Here is a 15,386-nt window from a genome sequence, read left to right on the forward strand (position 1 = left end):
CGCGTCGCGGCTACATCGGCTCTTCGCCGACAGACCGCAGCGCACATCGATGCGATGCCATCGCCCTACCGGAAACCGGGGCGGTGGGCCCCGGCCTGCGCCAGGGCGACGAGCGGGCTATGCGATGCCATCGTCGCACCGCAACCTGCCGGGCAGCCCCCATCGTGCGCAGGGGCGACGAAACGGCCGTGCCGAACGTCATGCTTGACTACAGGTGTCGTCAGGCGCACGCTGCCTACACTTGTAGTCAGGAGTGGCGGCATGAGCAAGAAGACGATCGGCGACCAGGAGCTGGCGCTGCTGCAATACATCGAGGAGGCGCCGAAGAGTTCGGTAGCCGAGGTGTGCGCCGGATACGGCGAAGCGCGCGGCCTGGCCCGTTCCACGGTGCTCACCATGATGGAACGCCTCCGCACGAAGGGTTATCTCGTCCGGCGGCGCATCGACGGCAGCTACCGCTACAGCGCGACGAACGGCACGGGCGAAGTCATGACCGGCGCCGTCGCACGCTTCGTGGAGAAGACCTTGCAGGGTTCGGTATCGCCGTTCGTGGCGTGGATGTCGGAACGCGGCAAGGTCAGCGACAGTGAGCTCGCGGAGCTGGAAGCGCTGGTGGACACGCTGCAACGGCGCAAGGACCGCTGACATGGACGCCTTCCTCGAGACCCTGTTTTCACGGCTCGCGATCGCCTCGGTGCAGGCGCTGCTGCTCGGCGCCCTCGTCTACGCGGTGTGCCGCCTGTTCCCGGCATTGTCCGCGGCGGCGCGCAGCTCGCTGTGGTGGTTGCTCGGCGCGCAGCTCGTCGTCGGTGTCGTCTGCCCTGCCCCGTTCCAGCTGCCGCTGCTCCCGGCGGCGCCCGCGGCGGCGGTCGGTATCGTCACCGTCGACGCGGCACCGGCCGCTGTCGTCGACGCGACGACGGCGACGGATGGCGGCTGGGCGGCATCGTGGCTGGCCATCGTCCTCGCGGTCTGGGCACTCGCCGTCCTCGCGCAACTCGTCGTGGCGGCCGTGCGCGGGCACCGGCTCGCCGGTGTCGTCCGCCGCGCCATGGCGCACGACGACATCCGCGTGGAAACGCTCTGCGCCCGCCGTGCACGCGAGCTGGGCCTGCGGCGCTCGCCGCGCCTCGCCGTGTCGCCCGAGGTCGATTCGCCGCAGGTCATGGGCCTCTGGCGCCCCACGATCCTGCTGCCCGTCGACGACCGGCTCGACGACGATGAACTCGACATGGCGCTGATGCACGAGCTCGCGCACGTCCGCCGCGGCGACCTCGTACTGGGCTGGGTGCCGCTGCTCGCGCGCACGCTGTTCTTCTTCCATCCCCTCGTTCATCTCGCCACGCGCGAATACGCCCTGTGCCGCGAGGCGGCCTGCGACGCGCTCGTCGTCTCGCGCGGGCGCCAGGCGCCACGGACGTATGGACGCCTGCTTCTCCGCCTCGGCGTCGCCCCGCATCCGCATCATGCGCTGGCAGGCGCCTCGCCCACGTTCCGCACCCTGAAAAGGAGACTCGACATGCTCGGTCAGGCAACGTCCGCACCCCATCCGTTGATCGCGTGGTCCCTCGTCGCCGTCGTCGCCCTGGTCGGCGTGACGCCATGGCGCGTCGTCGCCGCGGATGGCACCTCCACCACGCCCGTCGCGTTCGTCACCGCGCCGCCCGCACCGCCGGCTCCCGTGCAAGCGCCTCGCGCGGCGGCCCAGGTACCGGCGGCGCCCGACGCGCCCGCGCCGCCGGATGCACCCGATGCACCGCCCGCGCCTCCCGCGCCCGCGGCACCGCCCGGTGTCGCCGTCCCCGGACCGAACCGCACGCCGGACCATGCCTTCATCTTCTTCGGCGACGACATTCACGTGATGAACGGAAGCAACGTCGACTTCCAGCGTGCCGAAGCGGCACGCGACGGCAAGGGCGACTTCGTGTGGTATCGCGACGGCAAGCAGGCATGGGTGCTGAAGGACCCCGGGTACGTGAAGCGCATCCAGAAAGCGTTCGAGCGCGCCTCGGTCCCCGCGGAAAGTGGGCGGGTGAACGCCGAGAAGATGGCGAAGCTCGATCAGCAACAGGCCGTCCTCAACGAGCAGATGGCGAAGCTGGCCCAGCGCCAGGCCGAGCTCGCCGTGAAGGAAACGATGCCGATGCGCCCGACCGATCGCGCGGCGTATGCGGCCGGTCATGCCGCGATCGGCAAGGAGCAGGCCGATCTCGCGAAACGGATGGCCGCGATCGGGCAGACCCGCGCCCTCGACGGAAAGACCATGGCCGAATGGGGCCGCCAGCAGGCCGAGGCGTCGCGCAAGGCGACCGACGAAGTCAACGGGATCCTGGCGGAAGCGATCCGCAACCACGCGGCGACGGCGGTACGCTGACGTCGCCACGATGCTCCGGTATGGTGAGGGATTGGCGCGTGCGACATCGCGTCCTCCCCACCTTGCCGGAGCCATCATGCGACTCGAACCCGGGACGATCGTCGAAGCCAGCGCCCTGCTCTTCGACATGGACGGCACGCTGATCGATTCGCGTGTCGTCGTCGAGAAAATCTGGAAGCGCTGGTGCGACGAGAACGGCATCGACTGGCACGAGGTGCTGCCTCGTCTGCACGGCGTGCGGATGCTCGACTCCGTGAAGATGTTCGTGAAGCCGGGCATGGATGTCGACGCGGTCTACGAACGCCTCTACCGCGAAGAGGTCGAAGACGTCGACGGCATCGTGCCCATTCCGGGCGCCCTCGAACTCCTCGCGTCGCTTCCGGCGGACCGCTGGACCATCGTGACGTCGGCCGACACCGTGCTCGCGACCGCGCGCCTCGGCGCCGCCGGCATCGTGCCGCCTCCGCGCATGGTCACCGGCGAGATCGTCACGCACGGCAAGCCGGACCCGGAAGGCTATCTGCTCGGCGCGGAACGCATGGGCGCGGACCCGCGGGACTGCGTGGTGTTCGAAGATGCGAAAGCGGGCATCGATGCGGGCCTTGCCGCGGGGTCGCGCGTCATCGCCATCGGTGGCGACCACACCGGCGAGGTGCCGCCCGACGTCGAATGGATAACCGACCTGACGCATCTGCGCTTCGACGGCGTGCACGAGGGGAAGGTGCGGCTGATCGTGGGGTGACGGGCCGCCGTGCGGGAGCCACCGTAGCGGCCCCGGCGACACGCGCGGCGTCAGTAGACGTCGCGGCGGTAGCGCCCGCTCGCCGCGAGTGCATTGACCCTGTCGTCGCCGAGGACGGTTCGCAACGCGGCATCGACACCCGGCGCCATGCCGTCGAGGCTCCCGCACACATAGACGCTGGCGCCCTCGTCGACGTAGCGACGCAGCGCATCCGCCGACGCGCGCAGCCGATCCTGCACGTATCGCTCGCTGCCGCCGTCGCGCGACCACACCAGGTCGAGTCGCTCGATACGGCCTTGTGCGCGCCAGCGCTCCAGCTCGTCCACGTGCAGCCGATCCACGGCCGCATGGCGTTCGCCGAAGACGAGCCAGTTGCGGTGATGCCCCGATGCGAGGCGCGCCTTCAGCAACGCGCGCAATCCCGCGATGCCGGTACCGTTGCCGATCAGGACGACCGGCCGGTCGTCGGCAGGCGGGTGGAATCCGGCGTTGGTGCGTACGCGCAGATCGATCGCGTCGCCCGGTACCGCATGCCCGGTCAGCCAGCCGGAGCCGAGGCCCAACGCCCCGTCCTTGCCTCGCATCTGCCGGACCACGAGGTGCAACGCCCCATCCGCCGGTAGCGACGCGATGGAGTACTCGCGGTGCGGCCATACCGTCGAGTCGCCGCGATGGCGTCGCGGCCCGATCTCGGCGATGTCGCCCGCCTGCCAGTCGAGGTGCGCCGCGTCGGGCGGCGCGAGCGCGACGTGGTAGCACGGCGCGCCTTCGCTGCCGGGATTGAGCAAGGTGCGCTCGACCAGTCGCCATCGCTGGTACGCCGGCCGGCTCCAGTCGGCGAGACCCGTCGTACCGGCCAGGTGCGCCACGTGGTGTTGCCAGTGGCGAAGGCTGCCCTCGTCGCCGTTATCCACCTCGACGCGATCGAACAGCGGCATCGCGCCGTTCGTGCGCAACCAGCCGTCGAGTTCGCGCCCGAACGCACAGAAGTCGTCGTAGTCGCGGTCGCCGAGCGCGAGCACGCCATAGGAGAGGCCCGCCAGCGGCAGGGGCGACCGCATCGCTTCGCCACGAAAGCGCGTCGCGGCATCCGGCGCGTCACCTTCACCGGTGGTGCTCGCGATGAAGAGCGCGCGCGTCGCTTCGGCGAGTCGTGCGGGCGTCAATGCATCGATGTTCCGCACGTCGACGGCGAGCCCACCGGCGCGGAGCTCGTCGGCGGTCTTCGCCGCCAGCTCCGTGGCGAATCCTGTCTGCGACGCGTGGACGATCAGGACACCGCCGGGATCGCGCGTAACGTGACGCGCGCCGCGCCGCCCCATCCACACCGCGAAGCCAAGCCACGCGAGCACAAGGCCGCCCGCCGTCGCCAGATGTGTGCCGGAAGGCGGCGAGACGGCCGAGGCATCCTGCAGGCGCCAGCAGAGCGCGAGCGCGATCAGCAGCACCACGCCGATACCGAGTTGGCCGGCGATCGCCCTCACGATTTCAGCGACGCCACGAAGGCCGGCGACGCCCGCTCTTCGAACCGGCCATCCGCGCCGTAGAGGATGAACAGCACGGCGATACCATGCCGCTTCGCATAGGCCATGCCCTCCTCGGGCCCGAGCACCGTCATCGTGGTGCCAAGCGAATCGGCGTGCATGCAATCGTCCGCGACGACGCTCACCGAAGCCACGCGATGCGCCACCGGATAACCCGTGCGCGGGTCGATGTGGTGGGAATAGAACGCGCCGCCGCTGCGAAAGAAGTGGCGGTAGTCGCCCGACGTGGCGATCGCCCGGTCGCGGAGCGACACGATGCGCCCGACCTCGTCGGGATCGTCCACCGCGCCCGACGCCGCGCCCGGGCGCTCGATGCCGACGTGCCACGGCGATCCGTCGGGTTTGCGACCGTGCGCGCGCAACTCGCCGCCGACTTCCACGAGATATGCGCGCACGTGCGAGCGGTCGAGGAATCGCGCGATCTGGTCGACGCCGAAGCCCTTCGCGACCGACGACAGATCCACGTACGCGCCGCCCGGCTGAAACGCACGACGCGTCGCCGCGTCGAGCCGGATGCGCGACCAGCCCACGCGCTTGCGCGCCACCGCGATCGCAGCGGCATCCGGCGCTTCGTGCGCGCGCCGGTCGGGGCCGAAGCCCCAGAGGTTCACGAGCGGACCCACCGTCGGGTCATAGGCACCGCCGGACGCCTTCGCGAGATCGAGCGCGTAGCTCAGCACGGCGAAGAACTCCGGCGGAAGCGTGTGCCACGTGCCGGCCGGTGCACGATTGAACCGGCTGAGGTCGGAGTCGGCCTCGTACGTGCTCATCTGCGCGACGACGCGATCCACCTCGAGCTGGATGCCGCGTTCGATGGCACGATCGTCCGCACCGTCGGGCAATACGGCATTGACGGACCAGGTGCTGCCCATGGTCTCGCCTTCGAACCGGCGCACGTCGGTGCCGTGCGCCGCGCAGACGACGAGCCCGAGAACGAGGCCGGACAGCCGCATCAGCCGTTTCATCGTCGTTTACTGCGGCAGCACTTCCAGCGTCGCCGTATAGGCGAGCCGGCGCTGCGTGGCGTCTTTCACCGACGTCTTCGCGTCCTCGGTCGACGCGTTCACCCAGTACATGCCGGCTTCCGGCCACGTGAAGCTGAACCTGCCGTCCTTGTCCGTCGTGGTGTCCAGTTCGTCCTGCTTGTTGCGGTAGCGCGTGCCGCCGTCGATGGCGACGACCTTGAGGTTCGCCGCCGGCTTGCCGTCGATGAGCAGCTGGAACGTCGCCTTCTCGCCCGCCATGAGGTCGTTCGGCTTCGTGACCGGCACGAGCTCCAGCCCCTTGTTGGTGGGCTTGAGCGCACCGTCGCTCGGCGAGCCCTGGGTCACGAACGTCTCCACGCGCGACGACATCTCGCTGACCTGCACGTTTTTCGCGCCAGCCGGGATCGCCGCCTTCAGTTCGGCAGGCGTGCCACGCCAGCGCTTCTTCTTGCCGTCGACCTCGTAGCTGGCGAACACGCCCTGGTTGACCAGCGCGAGGCGATAGGTGCCCTTCTGCGGCACGGCCAGGTCGAACGTGCTGCGGTACTTGCCCGTCGCTTCGTTCTCCGGCTTCACCGTCGAACCGTCGGGTGCGGTGATGACGAGCTGGTCGAGGCGGGCCGGAAAGTGGTCGGGGTAATACAGATCGTTGGAGACAGCGGCGTCCACCGTCACCCAGGCGTCGTCGCCGGAGATCACGGTGGCGGACGGCACCATCCACATCTTGTGCGCCTGCGCGGCGGCGGGCAGGACGAGGGCGGCGCAAAGGACCGCGCGTGCGAGAGCGTGCTTCATCGGGAGGCTCCGTGTCAGGGATTGATGTCGAGGCTGATCTGGCCGAGCTCTTCGCCGCCCTTCGCGAAGAGGTGCTGGGGCGTCTTCGCCGGCCAGTCGAAAGCGATGCGCTGCGTATCGTGGCCACCGACTTCGCGGGCGGCCTCCACGACGAGTTCGTAATGCCCGGGCGCGAGCGTGCCGAGTGGCGCCTTGCCGTCGGTGAAGTGCAACTGGTGCTGGCCGGCGGGACGCGTGGCGCCCGACACGCCGTCGATCGGCATCGTCTGGTCGCGTCCGCCGCGGCGCCACCACTGCCGCATGTCTTTGAGCCACTTGGTGCCCTCGCCGTCGCCCTTCTTCATCTCGTACCAGACCGCGAGGTTGGCGACCGTGGCGTTGTCCCGCTCGATCCAGACGGCCACGTAGGGGCGGTGATACTCGCTCACCTTCAGCGTGGGGATCTCCACGGTGATGTTCATGTCCGCGGCGCGGACCGGCACGGCAAACGCGAGGCACAGGGCGAACGGCAAAAGTCGGCGCATGAGTAAGTCCATCAGTGGATGAAAACGAGTGCGAGCACCACAGGGAGCACGAAACCGAGCGCGACCATCGGCCACGTCATGCCACGCTGGCCCGCGTGCATCTTGAGCAGCAAGAGGCCGGTGATCGCGAAGACCAGGCAGGCCAGCGCGAACGCGTCGATGAACCAGCTCCACACGGGACCCGTGTTGCGCCCTTTGTGCAGGTCGTTGAGATAGGCGAGCCAGCCGCGATCGGTGACCTCCGACTGCACCTCGCCGCTTTCGCGGTCGATGCTGACCCAGCCATCGCCACCCGGGCGCGGCAGCGATACATACACCTCGTCGTCGCTCCACTCGCCGCCGCGGCCTTCGATGGCGAGGCCGGTGCTGTCGCGCACGAACGACGCCACGGACGGTGGCACCGCCGCGCCCCTGGCGTGCTCGCCACCGAGCTGCCCCCGCAGCGGCGCCGGCAGCGTGGCGGCATGTCGCGTCGCCTGCGGGGACGCTTCGATGCGCGCGGCGTGGTTCAGCGTGAATCCCGTGACGGAGAACAGGAGCAGCACGACGAGCGACACCGCCGAACTGATCCAGTGCCAGCGGTGCAGGTGCTTGAGCCAAAACGCGCGGCGTTGCCGGTCGACGGTGTCGCGCATGTGCTGGAACGCCCCTTTGGAAACACGGTTTCGACGATCGTGGATGGTAAACCACAATGCGAATCGTTCGCAATTGGCACCTCCGATGCAATTGGAAATTGCATGCGCGGCCCCGGTGCGGGAGCGTATCCTCCCGCCATGCGCATACTCCTAGCCGAAGACGACGCCGCCATCGCCGCGGCCGTGAAGTCCTCCCTCCAGCAGGGCGGGCATGCCGTGGACCACGTGTCGGACGGCAACAGTGCCGACCATGCCCTGCGCGACCACGACTACGACCTGCTGGTACTCGACCTGGGCCTGCCGATGCTCGACGGCAGCGACGTGCTGGCCCGCGCACGCAAACGCGGGTCCGGCGTGCCGGTACTCGTGGTCACCGCGCGCGAGGGGTTGAAGGAACGTGTCCGGGTGCTCGATCTCGGCGCCGACGACTACCTCGTGAAGCCCTTCGCGCTCGCCGAATTCGATGCGCGCGTGCGGGCCCTGCTCCGCCGGCGCACGACCAACGGCACGCCGGAATTCCGCATCGGGCGTCTGCGTCTGGACATTCCCGGTCACCGCGCGTGGATCGGCGACGTCGCGCTCGACCTCACCGCCCGCGAATTCGGGCTGGTGGAAGCGCTCGCGGCGCGTGCCGACAAGGTAACCAGCCGCGCGCAGCTCGTCGAAGCCCTGTGCAACTGGGACGAAGACCTCACGGACAACGGCCTCGACATCGCGCTGCACCGCCTGCGCAAGAAACTGCAGGGCTCGGGCACCAGCGTGCGGACGATCCGCGGGCTGGGCTACCTGCTCGAAGAAAGCGCGGATGCCTGAACGCCGCACAGCGGCCGCGCGCCGGCCCGCACGGCCCAGCCTGCGCCGGCGCCTGCTCACCTTCCTGCTCGTGCCGGTGCTCGGCGTGCTGCTGCTCGACGCGGTGATCGGCTACTACGTCGCGCTGGCCTATTCGAACCGCGTGCACGATGCCGATCTTTCCGACTCCGCGCTCACGCTTTCCGAGATGGTGGGCAACGATTCGCTGCGCGGCGAACTGACGGCGCAGGCGCGCTTCCTGCTCGAATACGACCCCGACGGCCGCAACTATTACGAAGTGATCAGCGACCGACACGGCCGGATGATCGGTAACGCGGCACTCGCGGGCCCCGGGCATGCCGTCGTCACCGATGCGCCGCCCGTGCTCTACGACACCCTGCTCGGTCGACGTCCGCTGCGCGCGGCCGTGATGCGCGTGCCGAGCCATCAGGAACGGGGCGACATGCTGACGATCACGGTGGCCGAGAACCTCCGCGACCGGCACATCCGGGCGCGCGAGATCCTGTTCCTGACCCTGCCGATGCAGGCGCTGCTGATCGTCGCGGTGCTCTGTCTCGTCTGGCTCGGCGTCAGCCACGGCCTCGGCGTGCTCGAACCGCTGACGTCGCGCCTGCGGCGTCGCGAGCACGATCTCGGGCCGATCGGCGAGGAAGACGTGCCGGTGGAGATCCTGCCGCTCACGCGCACCATCGACGACCTGTTCGCCCGGATGCGCAACATGCTCGGCCTCCAGGAACGCTTCATCGCGGATGCCGCCCATCAGCTGCGCACCCCGCTGGCGGGGATCCAGCTGCACGTGGAGCGCCTGGAGGGCACGGAGGACACCGCGCAGCGCGCCGAGGCGCTGGGCCACATCCACCGGCTGGCCGCGCGCGCCGCGCGCACGTCGGCGCAGCTGCTCGCGCTCACGCGCACACAGTCCCCCGACCTGCCCGACCGGGACGGCATGACCATCATCGATCTCGCCGCCGTCGTGCCCGAGGCGGTAGGCATGCGTGTCCACCAGGCACTCGCGCTGGGCGTCGATCTCGGCTACGAGGGCATCGACGGACCGGTGCTCGTTCGCGGCGACGCGCTGCAGGTGCAGGAGGTCATCGACAACCTCGTGGACAACGCGTTCCACTATGCCGGGCGCGGACGCTGCGTGACGGTCTCGCTGGCCCGCGCCGGCGACGAGGCGCTCCTCGCGGTGGAGGACGACGGTCCGGGCGTCGACGACGCCTTCCTCGACCAGCTCGGCGAGCGGTTCTTCCGCGTACCGGGCTCCGACGAAGACGGCACGGGCCTCGGCCTCGCCATCGTCGAAAGCATCGCCGAACGCCATGCCGCGCGCGTGGCGTTCCGGCGCGCCGCGGCCGGCGGCCTCCGCATCGAGCTCCATTTCCCCGCCGTGACCCCGTAAGGCGGGAAAGCCCGCTGAAACCCCCTGCTGGGACCATGACGCCATCGAATGAGATGGACGCGAGGCGTCGACGTGAGCAATTCGGCGGCATTCCAGTACGAAGGCGGGCGCGACGGTGTCCTGCTGATCCATGGACTCACCGGCACGCCGTCCGAGATGCGCGCGGTCGGAAAGGGCCTGAACCGTGCCGGCTTCACGGTCGTCGGCGTGCAACTGGCCGGGCACTGCGGCAGCGAAAGCGACCTCGTCGCCACCACGTGGGAAGACTGGTATGCCAGCGTGGAAGCGGCGGCCGACGAGCTGCGCGGGCGTGTCGATCGCCTGTTCGTGGCGGGGCTGTCGATGGGCGCCGTGCTGGCGCTACGCCTCGCCGCCGTGCGTCCGGCGTGGGTCGCGGGCGTGGGTGTGTTCGGCGCCACGTTCCGCTACGACGGCTGGTCGATCGGCTGGACGGGGCGGCTCTCGTTCCTGCTTCCGGCGCTCAAGCGCCTCGGCATCGGCCAGCACCGCAGCTTCATCGAACAACCTCCGTATGGCATCCGCGACGAGCGTCTGCGCGCGCAGATCAGCACCGCGATGTTTTCCGGCGACAGCGAGGCGGCGGGCCTTCCGGGCAACCCCTGGCCCGCCCTCGCCGAAATGGTGGAACTCTCGCGCGACGTGCGCCGACGGCTGCCGCAGGTGGTGGCGCCGTGCTTCATCGCGCATGCCGCCGACGACGACGTGGCAAGCATCGCCAACGCGGACCTCGTGGCACGACGCGTGCGCGGTCCGATCGAGATGCTGCTGCTGGCGGACAGCTACCACATGATCACGATCGACCGCGAGCGCCGGATGCTCATCGAACGCACGGCCGATTTCTTCACACGAATCGCGCGCGAATCGCGACCGCACCGCATGGCGGCCTGACGATGCACGGCCTCGTCCTCACGCTGTGGATCGCCAACGTGGTCCTCGACACCGCGGGGCAACTCGCGTTCAAGGCGGCGGCCGGCGATGGCCGGGCGGGCGACGGTCTCGCCCGCTGGCGCTACATGTTCGCGCGCCCGTGGATCTGGACGGGCATCGCCTGCTACGTCGCCGAGTTCGTCGTGTGGATCGCGTTCCTCTCGCTGGTGCCGCTCTCGGAGGGCGTGCTGCTCGGATCGATCAACATCGTGGCGGTGATGGTGGCCGGTCGCATCCTGTTCCGCGAGAAGCTGAGCCCGCTGCGCGTCACGGGCATCCTGCTCGTCGCCGCGGGCGTGGCGATCGTGGGTGTCGGCTCATGAAGCGCTTCTACCTGGTGGGCTTCGCGCTGCTGCTGGCGTTCGACTCGCTCAACCTCGTCTGCTTCAAGATGGCGGGCACGCATGCGTTGCCCGTGGAGACGAGCGTCGCGTGGCTCGGGCGCGTCTTCTCGCATCCGTGGATCTACGGCGCGGTCGCGGGCTACGTCGGCGCGTTCGTCACGTGGATGAGCCTGCTGAAACACGCGCCGATCGGTCCCGCGTTCGCCGCGTCGCACCTGGAAGTCGTCAGCGTGATGCTGCTGTCGTGGTGGCTCTTCGCGGAACCCGTGACGCCCGTGCAGATCGCGGGCGCGGTCGCCATCCTCGCAGGCATCGCGTGCCTCGCGATCGCCGAGGGCGACGCGGAGGTCGAGCCCGATGCCGTTACGGCCTGAGCGCGAAGCGCCGCCCACCGCCGGCCTGCCCCTGCGTTGGTCCGACCTGCGCGGCACGGCGCCCGCGCCGCTCACGGCCCTCGCGGCGAACTGGCTCGGCGTCGGGCAGGTGCAGCTCGAATGCTCCGGCACGGCCGCGCTGACGATCGCGCTCTGCACGTTGTCCGAACATGCGCGCTCACGGCGCGAGGTCGTCATTCCCGCGTTCACGTGTCCGCTCGTGCCGCTGGCCATCCGCCGCGCGGGTCTCGTGCCGCGTCTGGTGGACCTGAAGGCCGGGCACTTCGACATGGACGCGGAGCGCCTCGCCGCCGCGTGCAACGAGCACACGCTGGCCGTCGTGCCGACACATCTCGGCGGGCGCCTGGCGGACGTGGCGACCGCCAACGCCATCGCGCACGGCGTCGGCGCGCGGACGATCGAGGATGCGGCGCAGTCCCTCGGCGCCCGCGTCGGCGAGTCCTTCGCCGGCACGGTCGGCGACGTCGGTTTCTACAGCCTCGCGGCGGGGAAAGGCCTGTCGATCTTCGAAGGCGGCCTGCTCGTGGCCCGCGACGACAGCTGGCACGAACGCTTCCAGCGCACCTCGCGTCGCATGAGTCGCTGGCACCCCGGCTGGGAGATCCGACGCATGCTGGAGCTCGCCGGCTACGCCACGTTCTATCGCCCGCACGGCCTCGGCTTCGCCTATGGGCGGCCGTTGCGCGGCGCGCTGCGTCGCGGGGACCTGCTGGCTGCCGCCGGCGAGCATTTCAACGCGGATTTCCCCATGCACCGCGTGAGCAGATGGCGCGACGCGGTCGGCGCGCGCGCGTTCACGCGGCTACCGGACTTCATCGCGACGACGACGGCGCAGGCGAAGAAACGCCTGCCGATGCTCGACACGTTGCCGGGCGTGACGGTGTTCCGCGACGACGGTGGCACGTGGCCATATCTGATGCTGATGCTGCCGGACGAAGCGACACGCGATGCGGTGCTGGCGCGACTCTGGCCGTCGCGTTACGGCGTGGCGCGCATGTTCGTGCACGCGTTACCGGATTACGACTACCTCGGCACGATGCCCGGCGGCGACGACGTGCCGAACGCGCGCGATTTCGCGGCCCGCACGCTGACGATCACGAACAGCCCGTGGCTGGACGACGAGGCGTTCGGGGAAGTGCTAGGGGCGATCGAGGCGATCGTCACGCGCTGAAGGCTCTGGTGGGAGCCAGCCTGCTGGCGATGGGTGCTCGCGGCAGGCTCCCATCGCCAGCAGGCTGGCTCCCACCTCCGGCCCGATCAGGCCTTGCCCTGCTCCACCAGCGTCAGCGCGACCTTGTCGCGCAAGTACACCGGCAGGGCGAGTTCCGGCGCCACCGCTTCGCCGTCGCGGAAGCGGCGCGCGGCCACCTCCGCGACGTGGCGCGCCTGCGGGAAACGTGCGCCGTCGGCCGAACGGATGGGCGCGCCGATGCGTTCGCGCAGCGCGGCTTCGTACGTCGCCCAACCGGTACCGACCACGTGCCATGCCGATGCCTCCGGCAGGACGAGCGCGGCGGCGGTGTCCACGCGTTCGCGATCGATGAGTACCACGCCGCCGTCGTCGTCGCGACGCCAGGCCGCGACATAGATCTCGCCCATCCGCGCGTCGATGACGGAGAGGATCGCGGCGTCGTCGTCGGGCGCTTCCAGCGCCAGCGCCTGCAACGACGACACGGTGACCACGGGAATGTCGAGCGCCATCGCCATGCCCTGCGCGAGCGACACGCCGAGGCGGACGCCGGTGAATGCGCCGGGCCCGCGACCCACGGCGATGCCGTCGAGCGCGTCGCGTTTGAGACCCGCCTCGGCCAGCAGCTGGTCGGCCATCGGCAACACCAGCTCGGCATGCCGGCGGGGCGCGATTTCGCTGCGTTCGATCACTTCGTCGCCGTGGACGAGGGCGACGGAGCAGGCTTCCGTTGAGGTTTCGATGGCGAGGAAGTTCATGGCGTTTCCGTCGAAGCGAGGGGCGGCGGCGTTCCGTAGGCGTACCAGTCGATGCGGCGGGTCAGGTACATCAGCAGCGCGATCACCGCCACGAGCACCACCGAGCCGATCAGGAGCGCGTACTGCTCCGCGCCGATCAGGCCGTAGAGTATGACGTAAACCAGGGCGAGCACGCCGCCAAGGCACAGGCCGGCGCCCCTCGCGCGCAGGGCCGCCATGGCGTATCCGCCGACGATGAGCACCACCGTGGCCGCCGCCACGGCGTACGCGGGTCCGAAACCGATCTGCTCGGACAGCGCCAGCAGCAGCACGTAGAAACTGGTCATGGCGGCGCCGATCAGGAGGTACTGCACCGGATGCAGGCGCAGGCCTTTCAGAATCTCGAAGAGGAAGAACGCGACGAACGTCAGTGCGATGAACAGCAGGCCGTATTTCCCGGCGCGATCGTTCTGCTGGTACACGCTGCCCGGTTGGTAGAGCTTCACGCCGAAGGCCGACGAGGCGAGGCGGTTGGCGACGTCGACGTTCGCCGCGTCCCAGTGCTGGCCGTAGGCTCGGTTGAGGTCGAGCACCTGCCACGTGGCGTCGAAGCCGCTCGCATCCACCCGGCGTTTGCCCGGAAGCATGGCACCGGTGAAGCCCGGGTCCGGCCAGGCGGAACGGATACGCGCGCTGTTCGTGCGCGCCAGCGGCAACGTCGAGAACGACTCGGTACCGGCGATCCGCAGCGTCGCCGAGAAATCGATCGGGGTCGTGCGCTCCGGATCGATCTCGATCGGTGCGGAAAGGACCGTATACGGGCCCATGCGCGACGCCGACGACGCGAGCCGCACGGGCCTGCCGTCCACGGTCACGGAACCGACGTCCTGCACGCCCCGCGTATCGGCGATCAGCAATCGCAGTTCCGCCCTTCCGGTGTACCAGGTGGCGTCGGAATCGGCGGCGAAACGGCGGATGTCCTCGGGAAGGAGGCGGCCATGCAAGGTGACGTCGCCGGTGTAGACGGGCACCTCGTACATGCCCACGTGGCGGCGCTCGACGGTGAGGTCGGCCACCGTGGACTGCTGATCGGCGAGGACGATTTCCGTGCCGTCGCGGACGCTGGCCACCTTGCCGTCGCTGCCCTTGGTTTCGTATCGGGTCGGCACGGCCAGCACGAGGCCACCGAGCGTCTGCGGGCCGCCCCAGCCATCGGCGACACGCACCGATGCCTGCTCCCGCATCGCCTGGCGCTCGCGTACGAGGCCATCCGCCTGGGTGAGCGGAATGAGCATGATCAGGGCGAGTAGCCCGATGCCCAGCACCTTCGCGGTGATCGACTGCATCCAGCGGAACATGGCGGATCTCCTCAGGGGTAGGCCTCCGAGGGTCATGGCGGCGAGGGCCTGGCACGGGTGCCGGATGGGGCGACGGTGAGGCGTTCGCTGGCAGAACGCTGAAACCTCATGCGAATGAGAGTGTTCTCATTACAGGGCAGCCCTGTCCCATGGACCATGCACGCACCGCCGTCGCAAGGATCGCCACCATGCCGCCCGCCCAGCTCGCGCTTCCCCTTGCCCTCATGATCGGTGCGGCCATCGCCGCCACGACGACGCCGTCGAGGTCGGATATCCGGGAGATCGCCGACGCCGTGAGGCTGGCCGGATCGGGCCATCCCGCCATCGCCCAGCTGATCGAGGCCCACCGCGCCATGCGCATGCTGCGCATTTCGCTACGGCCCGGCGCGGCCCTCCCGTGGCAATCCGGCAACGCGCCGGCGGCCGGTTACCTCGTCGAAGGCGAGTTGCACGTGCAAGCGCCAACGGGCGACCTGCACGTCATCCGCCCGGGCGACCGCATCGCGGCAGAGGCCGGACCATCGGCGCATGGTGTCGCCGGGCCATTGGGCGCGACGGTCGTGGCGTTCTTCGCGCTGTAGGAGCACGCGCGGGCGCGCC

Annotated in this window: 17 protein-coding genes; 10 read left to right on the forward strand and 7 right to left on the reverse strand. The window is 69.7% G+C overall.

Features of this window, described 5'->3' with window-relative positions; all coding sequences use genetic code 11:
* The first annotated feature begins 261 nt into the window (after window positions 1-261).
* From BMX32_RS02740 to BMX32_RS02750, 3 genes are all read left to right on the forward strand, one after another.
* The gene (locus tag BMX32_RS02740) at window positions 262-645 is read left to right on the forward strand and encodes a BlaI/MecI/CopY family transcriptional regulator (RefSeq protein ID WP_089974249.1); all 384 of its coding nucleotides are present in this window, start codon (window positions 262-264) and stop codon (window positions 643-645) included.
* A gap of 1 nt (window position 646) precedes the next feature.
* A complete protein-coding gene (locus BMX32_RS02745; protein WP_089974251.1) occupies window positions 647-2,374 on the forward strand; it encodes a M56 family metallopeptidase in 1,728 nt (575 codons plus the stop codon).
* Window positions 2,375-2,450: 76 nt separating this feature from the next.
* Window positions 2,451-3,116, forward strand: coding sequence for an HAD family hydrolase (locus BMX32_RS02750; RefSeq protein ID WP_170843543.1), 666 nt, complete (start codon window positions 2,451-2,453; stop codon window positions 3,114-3,116).
* Between the two features lie 50 nt (window positions 3,117-3,166).
* Here the strand turns inward: BMX32_RS02750 and BMX32_RS02755 are convergent, their stop codons facing one another.
* The 5 genes from BMX32_RS02755 to BMX32_RS02775 are packed head-to-tail and all read right to left on the reverse strand — an operon-like array spanning window position 3,167 to window position 7,645.
* Window positions 3,167-4,600 carry a sulfite reductase subunit alpha gene (locus BMX32_RS02755; RefSeq protein WP_244511386.1) on the reverse strand — a complete coding sequence of 478 codons (1,434 nt, stop codon included), beginning with the start codon at window positions 4,598-4,600 and terminating at the stop codon, window positions 3,167-3,169.
* A complete protein-coding gene (locus BMX32_RS02760; RefSeq protein WP_244511387.1) occupies window positions 4,597-5,625 on the reverse strand; it encodes an FAD:protein FMN transferase in 1,029 nt (342 codons plus the stop codon). The genes BMX32_RS02755 and BMX32_RS02760 overlap by 4 nt, the downstream gene beginning before the upstream one ends.
* Window positions 5,626-5,631: 6 nt before the next feature.
* Window positions 5,632-6,441 carry a DUF4198 domain-containing protein gene (locus tag BMX32_RS02765; RefSeq protein WP_089974255.1) on the reverse strand — a complete coding sequence of 270 codons (810 nt, stop codon included), beginning with the start codon at window positions 6,439-6,441 and terminating at the stop codon, window positions 5,632-5,634.
* 14 nt (window positions 6,442-6,455) lie between these two features.
* Window positions 6,456-6,965, reverse strand: a complete 510-nt coding sequence (locus tag BMX32_RS02770; RefSeq protein WP_089974257.1) for a DUF2271 domain-containing protein — start codon at window positions 6,963-6,965, stop codon at window positions 6,456-6,458.
* Window positions 6,966-6,976: 11 nt separating this feature from the next.
* A complete protein-coding gene (locus BMX32_RS02775; protein ID WP_170843601.1) occupies window positions 6,977-7,645 on the reverse strand; it encodes a PepSY-associated TM helix domain-containing protein in 669 nt (222 codons plus the stop codon).
* 93 nt (window positions 7,646-7,738) lie between these two features.
* On the opposite strand from BMX32_RS02775, the gene BMX32_RS02780 reads away from it, so the two are divergent.
* Genes BMX32_RS02780 through BMX32_RS02805 form a run of 6 tightly spaced genes read left to right on the forward strand, consistent with a single transcriptional unit; the run spans window position 7,739 to window position 12,673 of the window.
* On the forward strand, window positions 7,739-8,413 hold the full coding sequence (locus BMX32_RS02780; protein WP_089974261.1) for a response regulator: 675 nt from the start codon (window positions 7,739-7,741) through the stop codon (window positions 8,411-8,413).
* Entirely contained in the window at window positions 8,406-9,815 is a 1,410-nt protein-coding gene (locus BMX32_RS02785; RefSeq protein ID WP_089974263.1) for a sensor histidine kinase, read from the forward strand. Before BMX32_RS02780 ends, BMX32_RS02785 begins: the two co-directional genes overlap by 8 nt.
* Window positions 9,816-9,863: 48 nt before the next feature.
* Window positions 9,864-10,724: an alpha/beta hydrolase gene (locus tag BMX32_RS02790; protein ID WP_089974265.1), complete on the forward strand. Its 861-nt coding sequence runs from the start codon at window positions 9,864-9,866 to the stop codon at window positions 10,722-10,724.
* A 2-nt stretch (window positions 10,725-10,726) separates the two neighbouring features.
* A complete protein-coding gene (locus BMX32_RS02795) occupies window positions 10,727-11,086 on the forward strand; it encodes an EamA family transporter (protein WP_089974267.1) in 360 nt (119 codons plus the stop codon).
* Window positions 11,083-11,481 (forward strand): DMT family transporter, encoded by a 399-nt coding sequence (locus tag BMX32_RS02800; protein WP_089974269.1) that lies wholly within the window; start codon window positions 11,083-11,085, stop codon window positions 11,479-11,481. Before BMX32_RS02795 ends, BMX32_RS02800 begins: the two co-directional genes overlap by 4 nt.
* Entirely contained in the window at window positions 11,465-12,673 is a 1,209-nt protein-coding gene (locus tag BMX32_RS02805; RefSeq protein ID WP_089974271.1) for a DegT/DnrJ/EryC1/StrS family aminotransferase, read from the forward strand. Before BMX32_RS02800 ends, BMX32_RS02805 begins: the two co-directional genes overlap by 17 nt.
* Before the next feature lie 86 nt (window positions 12,674-12,759).
* On the opposite strand, the gene tsaB is transcribed toward BMX32_RS02805, so the two are convergent.
* Both tsaB and creD read right to left on the reverse strand, forming a co-directional pair.
* A complete protein-coding gene (gene tsaB, locus BMX32_RS02810; protein WP_089974274.1) occupies window positions 12,760-13,449 on the reverse strand; it encodes a tRNA (adenosine(37)-N6)-threonylcarbamoyltransferase complex dimerization subunit type 1 TsaB in 690 nt (229 codons plus the stop codon).
* On the reverse strand, window positions 13,446-14,786 hold the full coding sequence (gene creD, locus BMX32_RS02815) for a cell envelope integrity protein CreD (protein WP_089974276.1): 1,341 nt from the start codon (window positions 14,784-14,786) through the stop codon (window positions 13,446-13,448). The genes tsaB and creD overlap by 4 nt, the downstream gene beginning before the upstream one ends.
* Window positions 14,787-14,974: 188 nt before the next feature.
* On the opposite strand from creD, the gene BMX32_RS02820 reads away from it, so the two are divergent.
* A complete protein-coding gene (locus tag BMX32_RS02820; protein ID WP_089974278.1) occupies window positions 14,975-15,367 on the forward strand; it encodes a cupin domain-containing protein in 393 nt (130 codons plus the stop codon).
* The last annotated feature ends 19 nt before the right edge of the window (window positions 15,368-15,386 follow it).

This window comes from Luteibacter sp. UNCMF331Sha3.1 (assembly GCF_900109915.1).
In the GTDB taxonomy this organism is placed as follows: Bacteria; Pseudomonadota; Gammaproteobacteria; order Xanthomonadales; family Rhodanobacteraceae; genus Luteibacter.